Annotated in this window: 23 protein-coding genes and 1 pseudogene; 15 read left to right on the top strand and 9 right to left on the bottom strand. The window is 60.4% G+C overall.

The window, feature by feature from the left end:
- Window positions 1–17: 17 nt before the first annotated feature.
- The 6 genes from BN4575_RS13225 to pspF all read right to left on the bottom strand — a co-directional run bounded on the left by BN4575_RS13225 (window position 18) and on the right by pspF (window position 6549).
- Window positions 18–803 (bottom strand): peptide ABC transporter ATP-binding protein, encoded by a 786-nt coding sequence (locus BN4575_RS13225; protein ID WP_042022398.1) that lies wholly within the window; start codon window positions 801–803, stop codon window positions 18–20.
- 34 nt (window positions 804–837) lie between these two features.
- Window positions 838–1836 (bottom strand): peptide ABC transporter ATP-binding protein, encoded by a 999-nt coding sequence (locus tag BN4575_RS13220; protein WP_042022400.1) that lies wholly within the window; start codon window positions 1834–1836, stop codon window positions 838–840.
- 82 nt (window positions 1837–1918) lie between these two features.
- Window positions 1919–2812, bottom strand: coding sequence for an ABC transporter permease subunit (locus BN4575_RS13215; RefSeq protein ID WP_068978497.1), 894 nt, complete (start codon window positions 2810–2812; stop codon window positions 1919–1921).
- Window positions 2813–2847: 35 nt separating this feature from the next.
- Window positions 2848–3807 (bottom strand): ABC transporter permease, encoded by a 960-nt coding sequence (locus BN4575_RS13210; RefSeq protein ID WP_042022406.1) that lies wholly within the window; start codon window positions 3805–3807, stop codon window positions 2848–2850.
- Between the two features lie 2 nt (window positions 3808–3809).
- Complete coding sequence (sapA, locus tag BN4575_RS13205; RefSeq protein ID WP_068978496.1) at window positions 3810–5405, bottom strand: ABC transporter substrate-binding protein SapA; 1596 nt, start codon at window positions 5403–5405, stop codon at window positions 3810–3812.
- A 91-nt stretch (window positions 5406–5496) separates the two neighbouring features.
- The gene (gene pspF / locus BN4575_RS13200) at window positions 5497–6549 is read right to left on the bottom strand and encodes a phage shock protein operon transcriptional activator (protein WP_068978495.1); all 1053 of its coding nucleotides are present in this window, start codon (window positions 6547–6549) and stop codon (window positions 5497–5499) included.
- 196 nt (window positions 6550–6745) lie between these two features.
- Here pspF and pspA point away from each other — a divergent pair, with 196 nt between their 5' ends.
- From pspA to BN4575_RS13145, 12 genes and pseudogenes are all read left to right on the top strand, one after another.
- The gene (gene pspA, locus BN4575_RS13195; protein WP_068978494.1) at window positions 6746–7432 is read left to right on the top strand and encodes a phage shock protein PspA; all 687 of its coding nucleotides are present in this window, start codon (window positions 6746–6748) and stop codon (window positions 7430–7432) included.
- A 3-nt stretch (window positions 7433–7435) separates the two neighbouring features.
- Entirely contained in the window at window positions 7436–7672 is a 237-nt protein-coding gene (gene pspB / locus BN4575_RS13190) for an envelope stress response membrane protein PspB (protein WP_042022412.1), read from the top strand.
- A complete protein-coding gene (gene pspC / locus BN4575_RS13185; RefSeq protein ID WP_068978493.1) occupies window positions 7669–8073 on the top strand; it encodes an envelope stress response membrane protein PspC in 405 nt (134 codons plus the stop codon). Before pspB ends, pspC begins: the two co-directional genes overlap by 4 nt.
- Before the next feature lie 160 nt (window positions 8074–8233).
- Window positions 8234–9640: a YcjX family protein gene (locus BN4575_RS13180; protein ID WP_068978492.1), complete on the top strand. Its 1407-nt coding sequence runs from the start codon at window positions 8234–8236 to the stop codon at window positions 9638–9640.
- A gap of 67 nt (window positions 9641–9707) precedes the next feature.
- A complete protein-coding gene (locus BN4575_RS13175) occupies window positions 9708–10739 on the top strand; it encodes a YcjF family protein (protein WP_068978491.1) in 1032 nt (343 codons plus the stop codon).
- 159 nt (window positions 10740–10898) lie between these two features.
- A complete protein-coding gene (phhA, locus tag BN4575_RS13170) occupies window positions 10899–11693 on the top strand; it encodes a phenylalanine 4-monooxygenase (RefSeq protein ID WP_068978490.1) in 795 nt (264 codons plus the stop codon).
- A gap of 63 nt (window positions 11694–11756) precedes the next feature.
- The gene (locus BN4575_RS13165; protein WP_068978489.1) at window positions 11757–12095 is read left to right on the top strand and encodes a 4a-hydroxytetrahydrobiopterin dehydratase; all 339 of its coding nucleotides are present in this window, start codon (window positions 11757–11759) and stop codon (window positions 12093–12095) included.
- A 33-nt stretch (window positions 12096–12128) separates the two neighbouring features.
- Window positions 12129–12245 (top strand): annotated as a pseudogene (locus tag BN4575_RS21240) (4a-hydroxytetrahydrobiopterin dehydratase); the annotation flags it as partial.
- Window positions 12246–12393: 148 nt separating this feature from the next.
- Window positions 12394–13941, top strand: coding sequence for a transcriptional regulator TyrR (tyrR, locus tag BN4575_RS13160; RefSeq protein ID WP_042022434.1), 1548 nt, complete (start codon window positions 12394–12396; stop codon window positions 13939–13941).
- A gap of 189 nt (window positions 13942–14130) precedes the next feature.
- On the top strand, window positions 14131–14721 hold the full coding sequence (locus tag BN4575_RS13155) for a YfiR family protein (protein WP_068978488.1): 591 nt from the start codon (window positions 14131–14133) through the stop codon (window positions 14719–14721).
- Complete coding sequence (locus BN4575_RS13150) at window positions 14718–15947, top strand: diguanylate cyclase domain-containing protein (protein ID WP_068978487.1); 1230 nt, start codon at window positions 14718–14720, stop codon at window positions 15945–15947. Before BN4575_RS13155 ends, BN4575_RS13150 begins: the two co-directional genes overlap by 4 nt.
- A 35-nt stretch (window positions 15948–15982) precedes the next feature.
- Complete coding sequence (locus BN4575_RS13145) at window positions 15983–16471, top strand: OmpA family protein (protein WP_068978486.1); 489 nt, start codon at window positions 15983–15985, stop codon at window positions 16469–16471.
- A gap of 96 nt (window positions 16472–16567) precedes the next feature.
- Here BN4575_RS13145 and BN4575_RS13140 read toward each other — a convergent pair whose 3' ends face one another.
- Window positions 16568–17305, bottom strand: a complete 738-nt coding sequence (locus BN4575_RS13140) for a TerC family protein (RefSeq protein WP_042022442.1) — start codon at window positions 17303–17305, stop codon at window positions 16568–16570.
- Window positions 17306–17424: 119 nt separating this feature from the next.
- On the opposite strand from BN4575_RS13140, the gene BN4575_RS13135 reads away from it, so the two are divergent.
- The 3 genes from BN4575_RS13135 to BN4575_RS13125 all read left to right on the top strand — a co-directional run bounded on the left by BN4575_RS13135 (window position 17425) and on the right by BN4575_RS13125 (window position 20705).
- Window positions 17425–18540, top strand: a complete 1116-nt coding sequence (locus BN4575_RS13135; RefSeq protein ID WP_068978485.1) for an ATP-NAD kinase family protein — start codon at window positions 17425–17427, stop codon at window positions 18538–18540.
- Between the two features lie 124 nt (window positions 18541–18664).
- A complete protein-coding gene (locus BN4575_RS13130) occupies window positions 18665–18943 on the top strand; it encodes a YfcL family protein (RefSeq protein WP_042022445.1) in 279 nt (92 codons plus the stop codon).
- Between the two features lie 97 nt (window positions 18944–19040).
- Complete coding sequence (locus BN4575_RS13125) at window positions 19041–20705, top strand: AMP-binding protein (protein ID WP_068978484.1); 1665 nt, start codon at window positions 19041–19043, stop codon at window positions 20703–20705.
- Window positions 20706–20822: 117 nt separating this feature from the next.
- Here BN4575_RS13125 and BN4575_RS13120 read toward each other — a convergent pair whose 3' ends face one another.
- Window positions 20823–21986, bottom strand: a complete 1164-nt coding sequence (locus BN4575_RS13120; protein WP_068978483.1) for a trans-sulfuration enzyme family protein — start codon at window positions 21984–21986, stop codon at window positions 20823–20825.
- A gap of 125 nt (window positions 21987–22111) precedes the next feature.
- Entirely contained in the window at window positions 22112–23182 is a 1071-nt protein-coding gene (locus BN4575_RS13115) for an isopenicillin N synthase family dioxygenase (RefSeq protein ID WP_068978482.1), read from the bottom strand.
- Between the last annotated feature and the right edge of the window lie 412 nt (window positions 23183–23594).

Genomic DNA, 23594 nt, shown 5'->3' with positions numbered 1-23594 from the left:
GGAAGCAGCCGTTACGCTTATCTGCGGTATTCGTTGTTGTAGTTCTGGATCAGCCGGCGGGTGATGTCGTGCTGGGGATCGGCAAACACCCGCAAGGTCTTGCCGCGCTCCACCACCCGACCCTCATGCATTACCAGCACTTCGTCACTGATATGGCTGACGATGCCCAGATCGTTGGCCACCAGCACATAGCTCAGCCCCATGGTCTCCTGCATCTCCAGCAGCAGATTGATGATCTGGGAGCGCACCGAGATGTCGAGGGTAGAGAGCGCTTCGTCAGCCACCACGATTTTCGGATTGAGGATCAGCGCGCGAGCCAGCGCCACCCGCTGCTGTTGGCCCGCAGAGAGCATCTGGGGATAGAACAGGGCGTGATCCGGTAGCATGCCGACCATGCGCAGGGTCTGGATCACTTTCTCATTGCGCTCCTCATTACTCATCCCGGTATTAAGACGCAGCGGGGTCTCCAGGATCTGGCCAACCCGGATCTTGCGGTTGAGCGAGGTATTGGGGTCTTGAAAAATCATCCGCAGCAGTTTGCAGCGGGTCTGGTAGTCGCCATGCACCATCAGCTGGCCGTCGATGGCGATATCGCCGCTGGTGGGTTCGATCATCCCGGCCAGAATGCGGGCCAGGGTACTCTTGCCGGAGCCCGCCTCGCCGACGATGGCGAGGGTCTGGCCCACTTCGAGATCGAACGAGAGGGGCTTGATCGCCTCCACCGCCTGACGACGGAACAGACCGGTGCGGTTCTGGTAGGTTTTGCTAAGGCCTCTGACCTGCAACAGGGATGGCTCGATCACAGGCAGGGCTCCTTCATGGGGGCATTAACGATCATCATTTTTTCGGCTCCTCCATATTCAGCGGGAAGTGGCAGCTGAACTGATGACCTTTGATCTTTTGCATCAGTGGGGTCTGCACGCACTGCTTCTGGGCATAGGGACAACGTGGCCCCAGCCGGCAGCCGATGGGCAGGTGTTGCAGCGGGGGAATAATCCCGGGCAGGGTGTCGAGTCGTGACTTGTGACGCACCAGCTTGTCAAAGTCCGGGATCGATTTGAGCAGCGCGTCGGTATAGGGGTGACGCGGGCTTTCCAGGATCTGCTCCCGGGTGCCCACCTCGACCATTTGACCGCAATACATGATGTTGATGGTATCGGTCAGGTTGGCGATGGCGGCGATGTCGTTACTGATGATCAGGATGGTGGTGTTACCCAGCTTGTTCATCTTGTCCAGCAGTCGCAGGATCTGGGAGTGAGTGGTCGATTCCATGGCGCTGGTGGGCTCGTCGGCTACCAACAAGCGCGGTTTGTTGGCAATGGCCATGGCGATCATCACCTTTTGGCACATACCGTCAGAGAGTTCGTGGGGATAGGCGCGCATCACTTTGCGATGATCCTTGACCCCGACCCGGTGCAGCAGGGCGATGGCTTTTTTCTTGCGCCACTGGAAGCGCTGCCAGAACTTCCCTTCGTACGAATCGGTCGGGATTGCCTCTTCCAGCTGGGTGCCAATCTCTTCGGAAGGGTCGAGGCAACTGATGGGGTCTTGAAAGATCATGGCGATTTCGCGGCCCATGATACGGCGCCGCTCCTTGGGGGCCATGGTCAGCAGATCCATGTCGTTGAAGCGCATCCGGTCGGCGCGCACCGTCCAGTTGTCCTTCTCGATGCCGACGATCACCTTGGCGATCAGACTCTTGCCTGAGCCTGATTCACCTACCAGCCCACGGATCTCCCCCTCGGTCAGGGTCAGGCTCACCTTGTCTACCGCCTTGACCTTGCCTTGCGGGGTATCTATCTCGATGGTGAGATTACGAATATCGAGCAAGGGCATCAGCGGCGCTCCTCATTGCGGTGTGGCACAGGGGGTTGTATCAGCGGGATGCCGATAGAGCGGGTTTCGAACAAGGGCATCATCAATCATTGCCCTCTTTGAGTGCTTCACGGATCCCTTCACCCACCACGTTGGTGACCAACACACTAAACAGGATGGCGATGCCCGGCAGAGTCACGGTCCAGGGGGCGAGGTAGATAAGATCGCTCGAATCGGCCAGCATGGCGCCCCATTCCGGCTGGGGTGACTGAGCGCCGAGGCCAAGAAAGCCTACCGCCGAGATATCGAGGATGGCCGCCGACAGGGTGCGGGTGGTTTGGGCCACCAGGGTCTCGACGATATTGGGCAAAATAGCCAGGCGCATGATCCGGAAGGGGGGAGAGCCATCGAGTCGGCTGGCGGTGATGTACTCCTTTTGCATCTCGGTGTGCACCGCATTATAGGTGGCTCGAATAAAGGGCGGGATCAACGCCAGGGTAATGGCAATCAGAGTATTGCCAAGGCCCGGTCCCAGGATTGCGACCATGATGATGGCCATCAGCAGGGAGGGGATGGAGAGCAGGGTATCGAGCAGGTGGTGTAGCACGCTCGATTTGAGCCCCTTGCTCATGCCGCCGAGGATGCCGATAGCAGAGCCCACCACCATGGCAATCACCACCACCACCAGCGCATAGCCAAAGGTGAGGCGAGCCCCGACCACCAGCCGGGAGAGCATGTCGCGCCCCAGATCATCGGTGCCGAGAAAGTAGTCGATATTGCCGGTCGCCGCCCAGGAAGGGGCAAGCAACAAGTGCGCTGCATGCTGTTCATCGATACCGTAAGGCACCACCAGCGGCCCTACCAAGGTGATAAGCAGCAGCAGTAAAAAGCACCAGAGCCCTGCCATGGCGAGCGGGTTGCGGCTGTAGGAAGCCCACGTCTGCTCAAGGGGCGAGAGGATCTTGAGCTCGGGATAGATGTTTGATTTATCTTGCATAGGATACCTGGCTCCTGGTCACGCCATGAGCGCGTTCAATCTTGTTTGGCATACAACTCTTTGCGCCGTGCCGGATAGATAAGGGTGGTCAGCAACTCGGTACTGACGCTGATCAGGATCACAAAACTGGCGACCACCAGGGTTGCACCGCGAATGGCGGCATAATCCTGCAGGGCGATGCTGCTGATGAGCCAGCGGCCGATGCCGTGCCACTCGAACACCACCTCGGTGATCATGGCGGAGGTGAGCACGCTGCCCAGTTGCAGACCCAGCAGCGGCAGCACCGGTGGCAGGGCATTTTTCAGGCCGTGGCGCCAGACGATCTGCCACTTGGAGAGGCCACGGCTCGCCGCCGCCTTGATGTAGTTTTGCTTCATCACATCGATGAGGGAACTGCGCACATGGCGGATCACCTCGGTGGTGGGCACCACGGCCAGCACCAGTGACGGGAGAATGAGGTGGCGCAGGGCATCGTGCAGCGCCGCTTGCCGCCAGGGTTCGTTGCTCAGTAGCACATCAATCACCGCGATACCGGTGATCGACGGTACATCGTAGAGCAGGCTGAGTTGCCCCGAGGACGGCAACCAGCCGAGATCGAGGGAGAAGAGCATCACCGCCAGTAGCGCCAGCCAAAACACCGGCACCGCATAGCCGATGAGGCCTGCCGTCATGATGGAGATATCCAGCGTCTTGCCCTGTGACAGGGCTGCCAGGGTGCCGAGCGGAATGCCCACCAGCAGCGAGATGGCAAAGGCGGCCAGACAGAGGATCAGGGTCGCCGGGAAATAGTGGCGGATCTCGTCCAGCACCGGTAGCCCGGAGACGCTGGAGAGCCCCAGATCACCGGCGAAAATACGGCGCAGGAAGTCGGGATAACCACTCCAAAAGCTGAGTTGATTGCCGATCAGCCGATAGTCCAGCAGATAGGCGACGAAGGTCAGCGCCAGCAGGGTGATGAGCAGCAGGTTGAGACGGCGCAAGGTGTATAAAAGCATGCTTACTCCCTGTGAGCCTGGTTGAAGGAGGTACCACCGAAGGGCATCAGCATCAGCCCCTCGATGTCGCTGCGGCTGACCTGAGTGCGCAAGGCGTGGGCCAGCGGAATAAGGGGCAGCTGTTCGTTGAGCAGGGTCTGGGCGTAATAGTAGTTGCGCAGCCGGAAGGCGAGTTGGGGCGTGGTCACCGCATCATCCAGCAGCTGATCGAAGGCCGGGCTGCACCAGCGGCTGTAGTTGTTGCCGCGCTCTACCGCAGAGCAGCTCAGCAGCTGGCGGAAGAAGTTATCAGGATCGGCGTTGTCGGCAATCCAGCCGGAGAGCAGACTGTCGTACTGCCCCTGAGTGAGGCGACCTTCGATCACCTGCCACTCCCGTTGCACAATTTTGAGCTTGATGCCGACCTTGGCCAGATCACTGCGGATCAGCTGGGCGGTTTTGACCGCATCCGGGTTGTAGGGGCGGGCGTCCGGTTGCACCAGCACCTGCATCTCGAACCCATTCTCCAGTCCCGCCTCCTTGAGCAGCTGGCGCGCCCGTTTCAGATCAGGCTTGCGCTCGGGTAGGCTGGGGTTGTAACCCCATGAGAGGGGCGGCAGCAGGCTATTGGCGGGTAGACCGGTATCGAAATAGACCGCCTGCAACAAGTTGTCGGTATTGATGGCGCTGGCAATGGCCTGGCGCACCTTGATGTTGTTGAACGGTGGCTTGCGGGTATTGAGGGCCAAAAACGCCACGTTCATCCCCGACTGGACCGAGAGGTTGAGAGCCGGATGCTGCTTGATCACCGAGAGCTGGCTGGCAGACGGGGTGCTCATCACGTCACACTCGCCGGTCAATAGCTTGGCCAACCGCTTGGAGGATTTGGGGGCTATGTCGTAGACCAGCTGTTCAATCTTGGCATCGCCGCCCCAGTAACCCGGATGGCGCAGATAGCGAATGAGCTCGTTGTGGCGATACTCCTTGAAACTGAACGGGCCGGTGCCGATGGGGCGGGTGTCCAGCAGGGCTGGCGTGCCGGCCTTGAGCATCTGTTCAGCGTATTCGGCGGAGAGGATCACCGCATAGTCGCTGGCCAGGGTGGCGAGGAAGGAGGCGTTTGGTTGGTTCAGCTCGAACACCACCGTCTGTGGCCCCTTCTTGCTCACCCGCTTGATCAGCAAATCTTGCCCCAGGCTGTAGAAGTAGGGGTAATCGCCGCCAGAGACGTTGTGATAGGGGTGCTGTTCGTCAAGCTGGCGGGCATAGGTGAAGACCACGTCATCGGCATTGAAGGTGCGGGTGGGCTTGAACCAGGGGGTATGGTGAAAGGTCACCCCCTTGCGCAGGGTCAGGGTATAGGTGAGCCCATCCTCGCTGATATGCCAATCGGTGGCCAGTGCCGGCTCCAGCGCCAGGGTGTTGGGATTCACCTCCAGCAGGCGGTCGTAGAGCGGACGGGCAGTGGCATCCAGCGTCACACCGGAGTTGGAAACATGGGGATTGAAGGAGAGGGGAGATCCCTCAGCACAATAGATGAGTCCGGTTTTGGAGGCCTCGGGTTGCTTCTGGCAGCCGGTGAGCAGCACCAGCAGGCCGAGTAGCAAGGGGGTGAGCATTCTCATTGTTGAACCATGTTCTTATACGATGTGGGTACGCACGTTTTGATACAAATGTGCCAGCGCAAAGGCTGGCGTGTTGCGGGAGTCGTCATAAATCGGACTCCTTTTGCTCTTGTTCTGCCTCGTTATCATCATTGAGCAGCTGATACTTGCGTAGCATGCCACGGAACTGGTGATAGCTTAGGGCCAGCAGTTGAGCGGCTTTGCGCTGATTATACTGGGATTGCTGCATCGCTTGCTTGAGTAAATTAATCTCGAACTCCGCCACCGCCTGTTTCAGCTCAAGCGGCAAGCTCATCGCCGTGGCGATTGGCGCCTCACCCGACCCCTCTGGCAACTGCGGGTTACTCTTGGCACCGGGTCGCCAGGGGGAATCAAACGGGTTGATCACCAGAGTCGAGAGTGGCAGCTGGGGATTGCCCTGACGGTAGATGCTGCGCTCCACCACGTTCTTCAACTCCCGCACGTTGCCCGGCCAGTGGTAATCCTGCAGCAGCTGGGTCGCCTTGCGGGAGAACCCGGCAAACAGCGGATAACCCAGCTCCCGGGTCATGCTGTGGGCGAAGTGCTCCGCCAGCATCAGGATATCTTCCCGCCGCTCCCGCAAGGGGGGGAGGGTGATCACATCAAACGCGAGCCGGTCGAGCAGGTCGTGGCGAAACTGCCCCCTGTCGGCCAGCGCAGGGAGATCTTCGTTGGTGGCGCAGACCAGCCGCACATCCACCTTGAGGGGCTTGGCCCCACCCACCCGTTCGAACTCGCCATACTCGATGACCCGCAGCAGCTTCTCCTGCACCCGGGCGCTGGTGGTGGCCAGCTCATCAAGGAACAGGGTGCCGCCATCGGCCCGCTCGAAGCGGCCCTGATGGCGCTTGGCCGCACCGGTAAACGAACCTGCCTCGTGACCGAACAGCTCGGTCTCCAGCAGGCTCTCGCTCAAGGTGGCGCAGTTGATGGTGACAAAGCTTTGATCCCAGCGCGCCGAGAGATAATGTAGGCGGTGGGCGATCAGCTCCTTGCCCGTCCCCCGCTCACCGATGATCAGCACGGGTTTGCGCAGCGGGGCGAGCCGTGAGGCCTGCTCAATGATCTCGAGAAATGCGTTGGATTCCCCCAGCAGGCTTTCCGTGGCCGTGGTCATAGTGATCCCTGTAAGTTGTAAAAGCTGGTCAATCTTACCAAAAGTTGGTGAATCTTATCATCACTTGCACCAAGCATCTTGTAATTAGGTCTTTCAGCCCCATATAAATCAACAAGTTAAATTTCATTCCAGATTGGCACACAAGTTGCCATTGTCAATGGAGAAACAACGCCATGCCAACAACAGGAGTGCAACCATGAGTATTTTTTCCCGTCTGGCCGACATCATCAATTCCAACCTGACGACCCTGCTCGACAAGGCCGAAGATCCCCAGAAGATGGTGCGCCTGATCATCCAGGAGATGGAAGATGAGCTGGTCAAGGAGCGTTCCAATCTGGCCCGTTTCCTCGCCAGCCAGAAAGAGATTGGCCGTCAGGTCACCCGTCATCAGGAGCGGGTCGACGAGTGGCAAGCCAAGGCCGAGCTGGCCCTGACCAAGGGGCGTGAAGACTTGGCCCGCGCCGCCCTTATCGAGAAGAAGAAACAGACCGAGTTGTCAGAGACCCTCTACCGCGAACAGCAAGCGGTCGACTGTGGCATCGAGAAGCTGGGCGAGGAGATCCGCCAGCTCGAAGCCAAGCTGGAAGATGCCCGCGCTCGTCAAAAGGCGATGGCGATCCGCACCGAAGCGGTCAGCAGCCGTCTCAACGTGCAGAGCCAGGTAGCCCGTGGCGAGAGCCAGGCGGTGGTGAGCAAGTTCGAGCGGATGGAGCGTCGCATCGACGAAATGGAAGCGCGCGCCGATCTGGGTCAGTCCGACAAGGCACTGGCGCAGCAGTTTGCCGAGCTGGAAGTGGACGATCAGATCAGCCGCGAGCTGGAAGCGATGCGCCAGAAGCTGGGTCAGAGTGAGCACAAAAGCGAAGGCAAACAGGGGGAGTAACAGATGGAAGATCTGCTGGGTGTATTGATGGTTCCCATGGTGGTCTTTATGGTGGTGGTGGCCCCCATCTGGCTGGTGCTGCACTACCGTGCCAAGGGGCGGATTGGCGCCGGTCTCGCCGATAGCGAGCGGGAGCAACTGCAAGGGTTGCTCGGCCGTGCCGAGAAGATGCAGGAGCGAGTAGGCGCGCTGGAGTCGATCCTGGATGCAGAGGTTCCTGGTTGGAGGAACAAGGTATGAGCAATGTGAGTCGTGACGGACGTAACCTCTATCGCGATCCCCAGCGCGGCAAGATAGCCGGGGTCTGTGCCGGTTTGGCAGAGTACTTCGGGGTGGAGACCTGGATCGTGCGGCTGTTGGCCATCAGTGGCCTCATCTTCGCTGGGTTCATCACCTTCACCGCCTATATCGCCGCCTGGTTCTTGCTCGACAAAAAGCCGGTCACCCTCTATTCGCAAGAGGATGCCGACTTTGCCGAGGTGCGGATGAAAGCGCGCAGCTGGCAGGCGGGGGTCACTCCTCATCAGGCGCTGGGCCGTATCGCGCAGGAACTTGACGCGCTGGAGCCCAGAGTTCAGCGGATCGAGAAGCTGGTGACCTCCAGGGAGTTCACCCTGCAGCGGGAATTCAGCAAGCTGTAGTAGCCATCGTCAGTATCCATCGTCGATGGTGGAGCCTCCTGTGATGCTCCATCATTGACGCCACTCAGGCAGATTGAGCATTCCGATGCGGATAGCCAGTTTGCCTTGTCGCACGGCCGATCACGCCAGATGCAACCACCAAGGGAGAACGGATCAAGCCTTGATACTCAATAAACTGGAACAGAAGTTGACTCGCCTGCAACACAAGGCGAACGACGTGGTGAACCGGGTGCGGGATCGCCATATCCGGCTGGCGGTGACCGGCCTCTCTCGCAGCGGCAAAACCGCCTTTATCACGGCGCTGGTCAACCAGCTGGAACACGCGGCCATCGATGGCCGTTTGCCGTTGTGGGATGCCCTGCGTCAGGGGCGCATCCTCGGTGCCCGCCGGGTGCCGCAGCTCAATGCCCACATTCCCACCTTTGCCTACGAGCGTGGCCTCGACTCCCTGTTTGGCGATCCACCGGCCTGGCCCGAGCCCACCCGCGGCGTGGCCGAGGTGCGCCTCGAAATTCGCTATCGCACCCGTCATCCCCTGCGCAAGCATCTGGGGGAGATCTCCACCCTCTACGTGGATCTGGTGGACTACCCCGGGGAGTGGCTGCTTGACTTGCCGCTGCTTGAGATGAGCTACGAGCAGTGGAGTGAACAGGTGCGCGAGCAGCTGCGTCGCCCCGAGCTGCAAGCGCTCGCCGCCAGCTGGCTGACACCCGGGTGGCAGGCCGACCAGCGCTTCGAAGAGCGACCGGTGGCTGAGTTGGCCGAGCGCTACACCGCCTATCTGCACGCCTGCAAACAAGAGCTGGGATTGCACCTGATCCAGCCCGGCCGCTTCGTCTTGCCGGGGGAGTATGCCGGTGCCCCCATGCTGCAATTTGTCCCCTGGGTGTGGGAGATGCCCGCCAGCGAGTCCGCCGATGGCACCCTTTATGCCACCCTCAAACAGCGTTTCGAGCAGTACAAACAGCATCTGGTACAGGGTTTTTATGAGCAGCACTTTGCCGGTTTTGATCGCCAGATCGTGCTGGTGGATTGCCTGCAGCCCCTCAACGCCGGGGCGGCCAGCTTTGGTGACATGCAGCAGGCCATCGCCCGCATCATGGAGAGCTTTGCCTACGGCAAGAGCAACTGGTGGCGGCGACTCTTTTCGCCCCGTATCGACAAGCTGCTGTTTGTGGCGAGCAAGGCCGATCACGTCACCCCCGAACAGCATGCCCCCATGGTCTCCCTGCTCCAGCATCTGGTGCGCAGCGGCCGCGGGCAGGCCCGTTTTGAGGGGATCACCACCGAGTGTCTGGCGCTCGCCGCCATCAAGGCGACCGAAGTGGGCAAGGGGGTGGCCAATGGCCGCGAGTTCCCCGCCATCCGCGGCACCAGCCTGAGCGGTGAGCCGTTGCTGCTGTTCCCGGGTGAAGTGCCGCCCCATATTCCGCCTGCCCAGTGGTGGAACAGTCAGGGCTTTGATTTTCAGGCGTTTCGCCCCATGCCCATGAGCGCCCATCAGGCGCTGCCCCATATCCGGCTCGATGCGGCGCTGGAGTTTCTGCTCGGGGATCACCTCGAATAACGGTATGCGGCCTTGGCTCCTGAGCCGAAGGCCGCATACAGGAGACTGTTTTCAGGAGAACAAGGCGATGAACGATCAGATAAAAGAGCGGCCGCCGCTGCAGGGCAAGGTGATCCTTGAGCCTGCCTTGACGGTGGCCAGTGACGAGCGACCGCCCGCACCCGCCCAGCGACTGGAGGAGGCGAGCTTCGAGCGCCTCGACGAGCTGGACGAGCTCACCGAGGTGGAGAGCTCCCTCGTCATTAAACCGCGCCGCCGCCATCGGCTACTGGCGTGGGGGCTGGGGGCGGTCGGTTTACTCTCCTTGGGCCAATATGGCGCCTTTCTTTACGATCAATTTCTCACCACTCCGTTGTGGGGCAGCGCCTGGCTGGCGGCCTCGGCGCTGGTGGTGGCGGGCACCGCCAGCGTGGTGGGGCGCGAGTGGCTGCGACTGCGCACCCTCAAGCGGCGGCAGGATGTGCGCTCGCGAGCAGAAGATCTGCTGGCCCATCAGGGAGTCGGGCAGGGGCAAGCCTTTTGCGAAGGGTTGGCGGTCAAAAGTGGCGACAAGGGGCGCGAGGGGTATCAAACCTGGCTGGCCCAGCTCGACGAGAGCCACAGCGATCGGGAGGTGCTGACCCTCTACAGTCAGCTGGTACTGAGCGAGCGTGACAAGCTGGCGCAGGCGCGGGTGGCCAAATGGTCGGGGGAGGCTGCGGTGTTGGTGGCCCTGAGCCCGCTCGCCACCGTCGACATGATGCTGATGCTGTGGCGCAACCTGCGGATGATCGAGGATATCGCCGATGTCTACGCCATCGAACTCGGCTACTGGAGCCGCATTCGCCTGATCCGTCAGGTGTTTCGCAACATGCTCTACGCCGGTGCCAACGAGCTGGTGACCGAGGTGGGGATGGACTTGCTGGGCGCCGAGCTCACCGCCAAGCTCTCTGCCCGCGCCGCACAAGGGGTGGGGGCGGGGCTGCTCACCGCCCGCCTTGGCCTGCGCACCATAGAGGCGTGCCGCCCGCTGCCCTGGTGTGCGGATGAGAAACCCAAGCTTGGCGAGCTGCGCAAGCGGCTGATTGGCCAGCTGGCGGGGTATCTCAACAAACCTTGATGGTTGTTCCACATCAATAGCGGGTTGTCACAATTTATTTACAACTCTTTCAGGCAGCCGACGCATTGGTCGGCTGCTTTTTTTGTTGCCATTTCGTTACAGTGAAGCCGTGATGAAACGGCAAGGCGCCTCGATGTGGCGCCAGAGGATGGAACCGCTATGGCAACCTTTTACACCGCACACCAGCCGGATGCTGACGGGGTGATCCACTACAGCAACGAGGAGCATGGCACCTGGCAGATCCTGATCGAACGCCAGTTCGCCGCTCTCGATGGCAAGGGGTGTGACGAGTATCTGGCCGGTCTCGACAGACTGGGGCTGCCCCGTGATCGCATCCCCCAGCTGGCCGAGATCAATGCCGTCTTGCAGCCTGCGACCGGCTGGTCGGTAGCGGCGGTGCCTGCGCTCATCTCGTTCGATCGCTTCTTCGCCCTGCTGGCCAATCGCCAGTTTCCGGTGGCCACCTTTATCCGGCGGCGCGACGAGCTCGACTACCTGCAAGAGCCCGATATCTTTCACGAGATCTTCGGCCACTGCGCCATGCTGACCAATCCGGCATTCGCTCACTTTACCCACCTCTACGGCCAGTTGGGGCAGCAGGCGAGCAAAGAGCAGCGGGTCTTTCTGGCGCGGCTCTACTGGTTCACCGTGGAGTTTGGCCTCTTGGCGACACCTGACGGGCTGCGTATCTACGGCGGCGGCATTCTCTCCTCCATCGGCGAGACCGCCTATGCCCTCTCCGGTGAGCCGCTGCTGCAACCTTTCGATCTGCTGACCGTGCTGCGCACTCCGTATCGCATCGACATCATGCAGCCCACCTATTTTGTGCTGCCGAGTCTCGCGCATCTCTACCAGCTGACCGGGGAGGAGATCATGGCCGCTCTGGCCGAGGCCAGTCGGCTTGGACTCTATCCGCCGCGCTTTGAGGTTGTCGCTGGCAAGCAGGCGAGCTGACCAAAAGCAAACAACCCTATTTCATTTTCATTAATTTTTCATTAATTCAAGCAGGAGTAACCCATGTCCGAACTGGCCAGCCAGCAGTGTGAAGCGTGCCGCGCCGATGCCCCCAAGGTGAGCGATGAGGAGCTGCGCGAGTTGATGCAGCTTATTCCCGACTGGCAGCCGCTGGTGGTGGAGGGGGCGCTGCAACTGCGGCGGGAATTTACTTTTCGCAACTTCAAGGAGGCGCTCGCCTTTACCAACCGGCTGGGGGAACTGGCGGAGGCGGAGTTTCACCATCCGGCCATCCTGACCGAGTGGGGAAAGGTGACCGTCAGCTGGTGGACGCACAAGATCGGCGGCTTGCACCGCAACGACTTCATCATGGCTGCCCGTACCGACCAATTGTCCAGATAAGTTGAGAGCAGGTTGAGGCGGAGTATCCCCCTTCCTGCATTTCTGACCGAGTGGAGTAAGGTGACGGTCAGCTGGTGGACCCACAAGATCGGCGGCTTGCATCGCAACGACTTCATCATGGCAGCGCGAACCGATCAATTAATCAGCTGACGGTGTGTGCAAACCGTGACATATGTTGGCTTGGGCCTGCCTGCGAAAGCAGCGTAGGCCCGCATTTTTATGGGCTGGCGCTCGCACTGGGGGGATCGAGACTGTATTATCCGCTCATTCATAGAGTTAGCTAGGAAGTGTGTCCCGAATGCGTCTTGAAGTCAGCTGTGAAGACCGCCTGGGCCTGACCCGGGAACTGCTCGACCGTCTGGTGGAGCACAATATCGATCTGCGCGGCATCGAAATCGATACCTCAGGCATCATCTATCTCAACTTTCCCGAGCTGGAGTTCAGCGATTTTCAGCACCTGATGCCGGAGATCCGCCGCATTCCCGGTGTCTACGACGTCAAGACTATCCCCTACATGCCTTCCGAGCGTGAGCACCACGAGATTGAGGCGCTGCTCAAGGCGCTGCCGGATCTGGTCTTCTCCCTCGACAGCAAGGGCAAGGTGACCCAGGCCAACCAGTCGGCCCTCACCACCCTCGGCTTGCCGGTGGAGGAGGTGCGCGGCGTGGCACTCGGTTCGCTGGTCAAGGGTTTCTCTTTCACCCGCTGGCTGGAAGCGAGCGAGATCAAGCCGCAGACCTGCAAGCTCAGCTTCAATGGCGAAGAGTATCTGGCAGATCTGATGCCGCTGTTCGTGGCAGAAGCCCGCGGCAAACAGGCACTGGCTGGTGCCGTAGTGGTACTCAAGTCAGCCCGCCGGGTTGGCATGCACTTCAGCGCGCTCCATGCGGTGGAAGTAGAGGGCTTCGAGCACCTGCAGGCCGAGAGCCCCAAAATGAAAGAGGTGCTAGGTCAGGCTCGCAAACTGGCGATGCAGGATGCACCTTTGCTCATCGTCGGCGAGACCGGCACCGGCAAGGAGCTGCTAGCCCGCGCCTGCCATGCTGCCAGTCTGCGCTCCAGCCACCCCTTTATGGCCCTCAACTGTGCCGCCATGCCCGATAACGTGGCCGAGAGCGAGCTGTTTGGTTATGCCCCCGGCGCCTTTGGCAACAACACCGAGGGCAAGCGTGGCGTGCTGGAGCTGGCCAGTGGCGGCACCCTGATGCTGGACGAGATCGGCGACATGTCACCTCATCTGCAGACCAAGTTTTTGCGGGTGCTGCAGGATGGGGTATTCCGCCGGGTCGGTGACGAGCAGGAGGTGAAGGTCAATGTGCGTTTTATCTGCACCACCCAGAAGCAGTTGCTGGATCTGGTGCACGAGGGGACCTTCCGTGAAGATCTCTACTACCGTCTCAACGTGCTGAGTCTGGCGCTGCCCCCCCTGCGTGAGCGCAAGGCAGACATCATGGTGCTGGCCCAGCAGTTTGTCTCCCGCTTTGCCAGCGAATTGCAGCGGCCTCGCCCGCGCTTTACCCGCAACATGGCCGACTACCTGACCGCCTACCGCTGGCCGGGCAACGTGCGCCAGCTGCGCAACTGCCTCTATCGTGCCATGACGTTGCTGGAAGGGGATGAGCTGGGGCCGGAGCAGATTGACCTGCCGGTCACCGCCGACACAGTGCCGCTGATTGACGAGTGGTTCGAAGGGGACCTGGACGATGCGGTCAAGCGCTTCGAAAGCCAGTTGCTGGCAAGACTCTACCCCTCCTTTCCGTCAACCCGTCAGCTGGCCAAGCGCCTGGGTGTGTCGCACACCGCTATCGCCAATAAACTGCGAGAATATGGTATCAGCAAGAAGTGATCTGCGCCTTGATGCACGCCACCAAAGAGCCCGTCGCCAGACGGGCTCTTTCGTTTATTTATACGGCGGTGAGCAATGACAACAGAGGGAGCCTTGTCAGGCCATCACTCGCCAACTTACTATCAGCGTCTATATATCCGAACCGCAGTGCAGTTGCAGCGGTGTTGTTAAGGCGGCCAGTTTCTGATCATGTTGTTACGCTATTTCCCCCGTATCATTGCTTGTCTGGTGCCCGTGCTGGTAGCACTCGGGCTGCTGCTGCCCCGTGGCGGGTTGGCGGAAACAGTACGGCCGGCAACAGTGCAGTCGGAAACCGCAGCGGAGAGCCGGGCAACGGCGGTCAGGGAATTAGTGCTCGATCTGCTGAGCTACACCCGCTGGCCCGCCGAGCCTGCGGTGCTGCGCATGTGCGTGGCGGCGCCGACCGAATATGCCGGCCACCTTTTTACCATCAACCGTCAAGCTAATGGCCGCCGGGTACAGGTCAATCGCTACGAGGCGAACGATCCGGCTATCAGCAGTAACTGGGATGTGCTCTATCTGGGGGTACTCGACGAGCCGACCCGGATTGCGCTGTTTGCCCGCCTGCAGGGACACCCTGTGCTCAGCATCAGCGAATACAACCACGACTGCACCAGCAGTTCGGTGTTCTGCCTGCAGACCTCTCAAGACCAAGAGCGGATACGTTTTAAAGTTAATCTTGATGCGTTGGCGTTAAGTGGTGTGAAGGTGCACCCCGCTGTGCTCAAGTTGGCCCATGCCGGCCAGGAGGCCCCATGAGTCGACCGCCGATCGTGGCTCCCCGCCGTCTGACCCTGCGTCAGAGCTTGGGGCGAACCCATCTGGTGGCGGCCATCACCGCCGTCAGCGTAGCGGGACTGTTTTTGACTCTTGTCACCTTGCTGGTGGTGCGGTTGTACGCCGATCACAATCTGGAACTGGTGGCTCGCGCCATCAGCTACAGCGCCGAAGCGGCGGTAGTGTTTCATGATGAGGAGGCTGCGAGCGAGGCGCTGAGCGGCATTGTTGCCCATGAAGAAGTGGCCGAGGCCACCATCTTTCTGAACAATGGTCAGCAGTTTGCCAACTGGGTGCGTCCAAGAAGCAACCCGCTGGTGACACTGGAGGACTATCTGGCCCAACTGCTGATGCCGGGGCCGGTCAAGATCCCTATGTTGCGAGGGGGCGAGCAGATCGCCACCATCGAGCTGCGCGGTCATGGCGAGTATCTGTTGCTGTTCTTGCTCTCGGTGGTGCTGGTGATGGCGCTCTGTCTCGCCCTGAGTGCCATGTTGGCACTCCATGTGGCCGGGCGGATGCAGGTCACCATCACGTCACCCCTGCGCCAACTGGCGCTGGTGGCCCACTCGGTGCGCCGTCAACGCACCCTGGGGATGCGTGTGCCGCCGGCCGATATCGTCGAACTCAACGAGCTGGGGGATGACTTCAATGCCCTGCTGGATGAGCTGCAGGATTGGCAGGCCCATCAGGCCCGCGAAAATGCCAGTCTGCTGCATCAGGCGACCCACGATGCCCTGACCGGACTGCCCAATCGTGCCCTGTTTGAAGCGCGGCTCGGGCAGGCGATATCTGCGGGCGAGCAGGGGGGATTTGCGCTGCTCTATCTCGACTGCGATCGCTTCAAGCAGATCAACGATACCTTCGGCCACAATGGTGGCGACGATGTGCTGATCGCCCTCTCAAGACGGGTGCAACATCAGTTGCGTCCGGATGATCTGGTGTTTCGCCTCGGTGGCGACGAGTTTGCGGTGCTGGTTGGCCCGCTTCAGCGGCAGCATGAGGTGGAAGAGGTGATTGGCCGCATCCAGCAGGCGATGAGCAAACCGGTGGCGCTGCGTGACGGTCGTCAGCTGGTGGCCGGGGTAAGTGTCGGCTTTGCCATCTATCAGGTTGGCATGAGTGCCAGCGTGCTGTGTGATCAGGCCGATGCTGCTATGTATCTGGCGAAACGGGCGCGCCGCAGCGAACAGCAAACCATCGCCTGACGGGCAAGAATAACAACATAAACAAGGAGCAAACCATGAAGATCACCCACCTGTTGAAAGTCACCCTGCTGGGGTTGATGTTGTCGCTGCTGGCTGGTTGCCAGAGCGCGCCCAAGGGGCTGACCCCGGAGCAGATCGCCGTGCTCAAGGAGCAGGGTTTTTATCTGAGCGATGATGGCTGGACGCTGGATCTTGCTAATCGGGTGCTGTTTGCCAACAACGTGGGTGAGCTGACCCCTCAGACCCGTCAGGTGGTCGAAAAGTTGGGCAACACCCTGCTGGGGGTGGGCCTGGACAAGGCGCGGGTGGATGGCCACACCGACAACACCGGCGAGAGCAGCTACAACCAGCAGCTCTCTCTGACACGGGCCCAGTCAGTGGCGGATGTGCTGATCTCTGTGGGTATGAAGCCCGCCAATCTGGAGATCCATGGCCGCGGGGCGACCATGCCGATCGCCGATAACCACACCAGAGACGGCCGCGCCACCAATCGTCGGGTCGCTATCGTGATCAGCGATCAATAAACACAGTTCTATGCCGTTAACCATGACAAAAGAGCGCCTGAATAGGCGCTCTTTTGGATCGTGATAATAGCTATCGCACATTCATCCGGCTTGGAATTATTGTGAACGCGGTTGACCGTTATTGTCGTGATGGCTGCGCAGACGGATGTTGATCATCTCGACCAGCAGTGAGAAGGCCATGGCGAAGTAGATGTAACCCTTCGGAATATGCAGATCCATCCCCTCAGCCATCAGGGCAAAGCCCACCAGCGTCAGGAATGAGAGGGCCAGCATCTTGATGGTGGGGTGGGTATCCACAAAATCGCCGATGGACTTGGCGGCAAACATCATGATGAAGACGGCGATCATGATGGCCAACACCATTACCGGCACGTGATCGGCCATGCCGACCGCGGTGATCACCGAGTCGAGGCTGAATACGATATCCAGAATGGCGATCTGGATCAGGGTGCTGATAAAGCCTGAGGCCGCTTTGCTGACACTCTCCGGCTCGGCTGCCCCTTCCAGGGTGACGTGGATCTCGTGGGCACTCTTGCCGATGAGGAACAGGCCACCCAGCAGCAGGATCAGGTCGCGGCCGGAGATGGCTTCACCCAGCACGGTGAAGAGCGGCGCGGTGAGGCGCATCACCCAGGCCAGCGAGAGCAGCAGCAGGATCCGGGTACCCATGGCGAGCCCCAGACCCAGGACCCGCGCTTTTTGGCGCTGGGCCTCCGGTAGGCGACCCACCAGGATGGAGATAAAGATGATGTTGTCGATACCCAGCACGATCTCGAGCAGGGTAAGGGTGGCGAGAGCGACCCAGGCAGAGGGATCAAGAACCCATTCCAGCATGATTGAACCTTGGTTGAAAATTGGTTGAAAAATTGAAGCAGCGCATTCTAGCAGGGGGGCGGCGGCTTGTCCCTCTGGTGTAAAAAGATAAAAATGCCAACATCGCAAGGGAGGTAGGCATGTTTCGATTAGGGTTCATCATTAATCCGGTCGCCGGGATTGGCGGCGCAGTGGGCCTCAAGGGTAGTGATGGCATGGTTGCCGAGGCGCTGGCCCGTGGCGCAGAGCCCAAAGCGCAGGAGCGGGCGCGGCAAGCCTTGTTGCCACTGTGCGAGCTGAGCGCTCCGTTCGAACTGCTGACGGTGGCGGGAGAGATGGGGGAGACAGTAGCCCGCTCCTTGGGGCTGCCCTGTCGGGTCATCTATCGTTCGACCGCAGAGATGACCTCTGCCGACGATACCCGCCATGCGGCCGAGCTGATGCGCGAAGCGGGGGTCGATCTGCTGCTGTTTGCCGGTGGCGATGGCACCGCGCGGGATATCTGCGCGGCGGTCGGGGAGTCTTGTCATGTGCTTGGCATTCCGGCTGGCTGCAAGATCCACTCCGGGGTCTACGGGGTGACCCCGGCCGCCAGCGGGCGGGTGGTGGCACGGATGATCGCAGGGGAATTGCTTAGCCTGATCGATGCCGAGGTGCGTGACATCGACGAGGAGGCGTTTCGTGCCGGCAAGGTGCGGGCCCGCCACTACGGCCAGCTGAAGGTGCCCGGCGATCTGCGTTATGTGCAGGCGGTCAAACAGGGTGGCCGGGAGTCTGAAGAGCTGGTGCTGGCCGACTTGGCCGCCGGTGTGGTGGAGCAGATGGAGCCCGATACCCTCTATCTGATGGGCTCCGGCAGCACGGTGGCGGCCTGCATGGCTGAGCTGGGTCTGGAAAATAGCTTGCTCGGTGTGGATCTGGTGGAAAATGGCCGACTTATCGGGCAGGATCTCAGCGCCGTCGAGATCCTGACCCGGATCCGTGGCCGTCGCTGCCGACTGATCATTACCCTGATCGGCGGACAGGGACATCTGTTCGGGCGCGGAAATCAGCAATTGAGTCCTGAGGTGATTCGGTGTGTCGGGCTGGACAATATCCAGGTGCTGGCAACCAAAGCCAAGCTGGCTGCCCTCGCGGGCAGACCGCTGCTGGTGGACACCGATGATCCGCAATTGAACCGGGCGTTGCGTGGTTATCTGCAAATAACCACGGGATACAAGGATCAGGTCATCTACCCGGTGGCCAACCCGGAATAGGACGCCAAGGACGCTGCTGGCCTGGCGCCAGAGAGCCGCAGTCACCCGAATTGCGGTTCCACACCCCCGAATTATTTTCCCGGCAATTTTTTTGCCAGCCACTCTGGAAATGAGGCTGCGTTACATGACAATTCACGATTTTGAGCACAAGTTGTTGGGACTGATCGACAGCATGGTTGCCACCGCAACCGAAGATGAGCTGTTTGCCGGTGGTTACTTGCGAGGTCATATCTCGTTGGCAGTTGCCCGGGCCGAACTGGAAGGCAAGACGCTGGTACGAGATATCAAAAGCTATGTATTGCGCAGCCTCAACGAGGCGATCTTGCAAGGTGAGCTATCCGAAGAGGATGAGAAATTGGTGCAGGCGATGTGGATTCGTTTGCAACAAGATGCAGAAGCTTGATCGGATACACATTTCAAACTGAAGTTTGAGTTTATTCTTCCCTGAAGTTAGTGAAAGGTTAATAATAAGTTTCGCCTTTTGTTTCAGGGATTAAACTATGGCTTCCACACCCAGTATTGCTCAAAAACTGCCGCTCGAGATGCTCTATCACTGGGAGCGGCAGTGTCCTGATCGAACCTATCTACGTCAAACTATCAACCGCGAATACGTCGACTTCACCTGGGGTGAAGTGGCCGATGAAGCGCGGCGGATGGTGACGGCCTTACGTCACTTGGGTCTGGTTTCCGGTGACAAGGTAGCGCTGCTTTCCAAGAACTGCGCCCAATGGTTTATCGCCGATCTGGCGATGCAGATGGGGCAGTATGTGAGCGTGCCCATCTATCCGACAGCCAACGTCGACACCATCGAGTACGTGCTGCGCCACAGCGAGGCCAAAGCCATTTTCATTGGCAAGCTGGATGACTGGAAGAGTCAGGAGGCAGGCGTCCCTGCCGATCTGCTGCGCATCGCCTTCCCCTACGACACCATGCCAGCCAGCCATCAGTGGGATGACCTGCTGGAAGCCCACGAACCAATTTCTGACAGCCCGGTGCAGGCCCCTGACTCTCTGCTGAGTCTGGTCTACACCTCCGGCAGTACCGGCAAGCCGAAAGGGGCCATGCTGAGCGTCGAGCGCTACGCCTGGTCTTGCGAGAAGCTGGTGGAAACGGTGGGATTGTGCGCCACTGATCGCGGCTTCTCCTATCTGCCGCTGGCCCACATTACCGAGCGGGTCTATGTCTACGGCGGCAGCTTGTATGGCTGCGCCGAAATCGCCTTCCCCGAATCCCTCGACACCTTTATCGAAGACGTCAAACGCTGCCGTCCCACCGTCTTTATCTCGGTGCCGCGGCTGTGGGCGATGTTTCGCATCAAGATCCACGAGAAGCTGCCTCAGCAGAAACTGGAGTTGCTGCTCAAGATCCCGTTCATTTCGGGCCTCATCAAACGCAAGCTACAGAAGGGGTTGGGGCTGGATCAGGCCCGGGTGCTCGGCTGCGGCTCTGCGCCTGTCTCCCCTGCGCTGTTGCAGTGGTATCTGAGCATCGGCCTCAAGGTGACCGAAGCCTGGGGCATGACCGAGAACCACGCTTACTCCACCATCAATTATCCGTTCCGCGCCGACAAGATCGGCACCGTCGGCAAGGCGGGGCTCGGGGTGAACATCAAGATCTCCGACGAGGGGGAGATCCTCTGTCGCTGTGAAGGGATGATGCTGGGTTACTACAAGGATCCCGAGCACAGCGCTGAGGCCATCGATGCGGAAGGGTGGCTGCACACCGGCGATATGGGCAAGCTGGACCGGGAGGGTTACCTCACCATCACTGGCCGGATGAAGGACGTGTTCAAGACCGCCAAGGGCAAATATGTAGCGCCGGTGCCTATCGAGGGACTGCTGGGGCAAGAGCCCATCATAGAGCAGCTTTGCGTGATTGGTTATGGCATGCCCCAGCCCATCGCACTGGTACAGCTGGCCGAGAGCGCCATGAAGGGTAATCGGGAAGAGGTGAATGCCAAGTTGGAGGCGGCGCGGGTGCGGGTCAACGATCAGCTGGAATCCCATGCCAAAATTCGCGGCATTCTGGTGGTGAAGACCCCCTGGAATATCGAGAACGGCGTGTTGACCCCGACCATGAAGATCAAGCGTCACCTGCTGGAGCATAAATATGCTCGACTGGGGGATGACTGGTCATCCTCCCACGCGGTGGTCTGGGAGGAGTAAGGCTTCCTTTACTGCCGATAACAGCATCAAACAACCGCGGCCCGTTATGGGCCGCGGTTGTTTTTGGGGATTGTCACTCGCCACTGTTTTGCGGGCGTGTGACAAGTGCCCCTTGGGCTAGATCAGCGCCAGCGCGGCGGCCAGATCGGCGATCAGATCGTCGGCATCTTCCACCCCGATGCTGAAGCGGATCAGATCGTCATTGACCCCGGCGGCGAGACGGCTCGCCTCGTCCATGGCGGCGTGGGTGGTACTGGCCGGATGGCAGGCCAGACTCTCCAGATCGCCCAAACTCACCGCCTGCACGAACAGCTGCAGGTTGTCGAGCAGGGTGGCGCAGCGGGCAAAGCCTCCTTCAAGTTCAATACTCACCATGCCGCCAAAGCCACTGGCGAAGGCGCCGAGGGCATCGTGGCCCGGGTGGTTGGCAAGGCCCGGGTAGATCACCTTCTTCACCGCCGGATGGGCCGCCAGAAACTCGGCAACCTTCTGCGCATTGTGCAGGTGAGCATCCATCCGCAGCGGCAGGGTCTTGACCCCCCGTTGCAGCAGGTAGGCCTCCTGGGGGCCAATGGGGGAGCCAATATGCTTGAGGGCCACGGTGCGGATCGATTTCATCAAGGCGTGAGAGCCCGCCACCACCCCGGCAATGATGTCGCCGTGGCCCCCCAGATATTTGGTGCCGCTGTGCATCACCACATCGACCCCGAGCTCCAGCGGGCGCAGCAGGTAGGGGGTAAGGAAGGTGTTGTCACACACTGTGATGGCGCCCACTTTGCGGGCCGCTTCCACTACCAGTCGCGGATCCACCACCTTGAGGGTGGGGTTGGTCAGGGTTTCGAACAGTACCACCTTGGTGGCGGGGCGGATGTTGGCCAGCAGATCCTGATCGCTCTCGTAGGCGGTGACCTTGATACCAGCTCGGCTGAAAGTCTGCTTGAGGAAGGCATCGGTGCCGCCATAGAGCGGGCCGATATAGGCCACTTCATCGCCACTGTCGGCCAGTGCATACATGATGGCGCTCACCGCCGCCATGCCGCTCGCTACCACCAGCGCTTCATCGGCACCCTCCAGCGCAGCCAGTTTCTGCTCCAGCTCGGCGGTGGTGGGGTTGCCAAAGCGGCTGTATATAAAACCGGGGGCCTGACCGGCAAAGCGATCCTTGCCCGCCTGGGCGTTGAAGTAGCTGAAGGTGCTGCTCTGGTAGAGCGGGGTGGTGAGGGCGCCGGTCTGGGGATCGATCCGCTGGCCACTGTGTACGCTCATGGTCTTGAATTTCATCGTATTACTCCGTTCGGGCCAGCTGCTGGCCCTGATATTCCGCGTTTAAAATCGATATGAAGGGGCGCAACTGGCGTCCCTTCCGGTGACATATTCGTTCGGGCGATGTCCAGGATCCCGCTGGTTCAGGCGGGCTCCCGCTCCCGCTGCTCCTTCGACAGCTCCCTCGGCTGCGATGGCACGGCGTAGTTGCTGGCATAGGGAGCAGCATAGTGACGCGCCGCCACATCCGGGTGGGAGCGCAGCCGCCCCTTGAGCACGTTCTCCCCCACCTGATAGAAGAGCGGGTTGGCCGGGTCACTCTCCGGCCCTTGCGCCTGCGTTGCCAGCTCGGGGGAGAGGGTGAGCAGCGGCACGGTGGCATCGAGCCGCGCCGCCATAAAGAAGGCGCAGGAGAGGCGTGAAACCCCAGGCGGCGGGCTCACCACCCGATGCAGGGTCGCTTTGAGATAACCGTTGGAGGCAAGCTCCAGCAGCTCGCCGATATTGACCACCAGCGCCCCCGGCAGGGGCGGCGCAGGGGTCCAGCCGTCGGCCGTCTCGACCTCCAGCCCGGAGTGGTCATCCTGCATTACCAGGGTCAGGTAGCCGGGATCCTTGTGGGCGCCGACCCCCTGACTGCTGCTACCCGCCTCTTGCCCCGGGTAGTGAATGAGCTTCATGTGCTGGTAGGGGGCGCCGCGAATGCTGGCGTCAAACACTCCGGCCGGTTGCTCCAGCACCTCGGCAAAGGCGGCTAGCAGGGTGAGGGTGATACCGCTCAGCCGCTCCTGCCACGCCAGCAGATGGGCTTTCATCTCGGGCAGGGCGGTCGGCCACTGGTTGGGGCCGATCAACCGCTGCCAGGGTTCACGGATCTGTGACGAAGGCAGAGCCTGCACCTCGTTCATGATATCGAACTGCTCCCGCAGATCCGGCCGCTGGCGGGTCAGCTCGGCGCCGACCCGGTTGTAGCCGCGAAAGTGGGGGCTGTTGACCATCTGCACCGCCAGCTTCTCCTGCTCCGGCAGGGCAAAGAAGCGCTCTGCCAGCGCCAGGGTCTCCCGCTGCTCGGCGTCACTCAGACCGTGTCCTGTCAGATAGAAAAAGCCCACCTCGCGGGCAGCTGCTGCCAGTTTGGCCAGCATAGGGCGACGCGTGTCGGGCGCCCCGTTGAGGGCGGCCAGATCGATGATTGGCAGTGGTGAATGTTCCATGTGCACCTCCTCACTCTTTCGTTATCTTTTGCTCTGCCGCCAGAGTTGGCGGGCGCTGATGAGCGGCAAACGGGGTGGCGCGACAGCGTGGCATAGTGAGCCCGGGTGATTGCGCCATTTGGATGAGGGGGATGCTACTGTGCGGTTTAGAAAGACGGAAACAACAAATTATTCTTAGTTATATACAAAATTCGAAATTGAATTCGGGATTGAATTCGGAATTGCGTGGCCATGCTGTCTGTTAGACAAGGGCATGCCGTGTGAGTCGCAGCGGGGAGCCGTAGCCAACCCGCAGGAGCATCCCACACGGAAAAAGGGGGGGGGATAATACCAATCACATTAGAGATGCTTTCACCCCCAAACGAGGGCAGGAGTTCGACAGCTCGGCAACCCATCTTTTGACGGGGTGGGG

It is taken from the genome of Aeromonas sp. EERV15 (assembly GCF_900079845.1).
GTDB classification, from domain to species: Bacteria; Pseudomonadota; Gammaproteobacteria; order Enterobacterales; family Aeromonadaceae; genus Aeromonas; species Aeromonas sobria.
The sequence above is the reverse complement of the archived record's forward strand: the minus strand, read 5'-3'. Positions and strand labels throughout refer to the sequence as shown.

Excerpts from the sequence above, each read along its gene's own strand:
- BN4575_RS13150 (WP_068978487.1), top strand. The coding sequence starts at position 14,718 with ATGAGTCGACCGCCGATCGTGGCTCCCCGCCGTCTGACCCTGCGTCAG.
- BN4575_RS13210 (WP_042022406.1), bottom strand. The coding sequence starts at position 3,807 with ATGCTTTTATACACCTTGCGCCGTCTCAACCTGCTGCTCATCACCCTG.
- BN4575_RS13140 (WP_042022442.1), bottom strand. The coding sequence starts at position 17,305 with ATGCTGGAATGGGTTCTTGATCCCTCTGCCTGGGTCGCTCTCGCCACC.
- BN4575_RS13130 (WP_042022445.1), top strand. The coding sequence starts at position 18,665 with ATGACAATTCACGATTTTGAGCACAAGTTGTTGGGACTGATCGACAGC.
- BN4575_RS13145 (WP_068978486.1), top strand. The coding sequence starts at position 15,983 with ATGAAGATCACCCACCTGTTGAAAGTCACCCTGCTGGGGTTGATGTTG.
- BN4575_RS13125 (WP_068978484.1), top strand. The coding sequence starts at position 19,041 with ATGGCTTCCACACCCAGTATTGCTCAAAAACTGCCGCTCGAGATGCTC.
- pspB (WP_042022412.1), top strand. The coding sequence starts at position 7,436 with ATGGAAGATCTGCTGGGTGTATTGATGGTTCCCATGGTGGTCTTTATG.
- pspC (WP_068978493.1), top strand. The coding sequence starts at position 7,669 with ATGAGCAATGTGAGTCGTGACGGACGTAACCTCTATCGCGATCCCCAG.
- BN4575_RS13120 (WP_068978483.1), bottom strand. The coding sequence starts at position 21,986 with ATGAAATTCAAGACCATGAGCGTACACAGTGGCCAGCGGATCGATCCC.
- BN4575_RS13165 (WP_068978489.1), top strand. The coding sequence starts at position 11,757 with ATGTCCGAACTGGCCAGCCAGCAGTGTGAAGCGTGCCGCGCCGATGCC.
- BN4575_RS13155 (WP_068978488.1), top strand. The coding sequence starts at position 14,131 with ATGTTGTTACGCTATTTCCCCCGTATCATTGCTTGTCTGGTGCCCGTG.
- tyrR (WP_042022434.1), top strand. The coding sequence starts at position 12,394 with ATGCGTCTTGAAGTCAGCTGTGAAGACCGCCTGGGCCTGACCCGGGAA.
- BN4575_RS13220 (WP_042022400.1), bottom strand. The coding sequence starts at position 1,836 with ATGCCCTTGCTCGATATTCGTAATCTCACCATCGAGATAGATACCCCG.
- sapA (WP_068978496.1), bottom strand. The coding sequence starts at position 5,405 with ATGCTCACCCCCTTGCTACTCGGCCTGCTGGTGCTGCTCACCGGCTGC.
- BN4575_RS13215 (WP_068978497.1), bottom strand. The coding sequence starts at position 2,812 with ATGCAAGATAAATCAAACATCTATCCCGAGCTCAAGATCCTCTCGCCC.
- BN4575_RS13175 (WP_068978491.1), top strand. The coding sequence starts at position 9,708 with ATGAACGATCAGATAAAAGAGCGGCCGCCGCTGCAGGGCAAGGTGATC.
- BN4575_RS13135 (WP_068978485.1), top strand. The coding sequence starts at position 17,425 with ATGTTTCGATTAGGGTTCATCATTAATCCGGTCGCCGGGATTGGCGGC.
- phhA (WP_068978490.1), top strand. The coding sequence starts at position 10,899 with ATGGCAACCTTTTACACCGCACACCAGCCGGATGCTGACGGGGTGATC.
- pspA (WP_068978494.1), top strand. The coding sequence starts at position 6,746 with ATGAGTATTTTTTCCCGTCTGGCCGACATCATCAATTCCAACCTGACG.
- BN4575_RS13115 (WP_068978482.1), bottom strand. The coding sequence starts at position 23,182 with ATGGAACATTCACCACTGCCAATCATCGATCTGGCCGCCCTCAACGGG.
- pspF (WP_068978495.1), bottom strand. The coding sequence starts at position 6,549 with ATGACCACGGCCACGGAAAGCCTGCTGGGGGAATCCAACGCATTTCTC.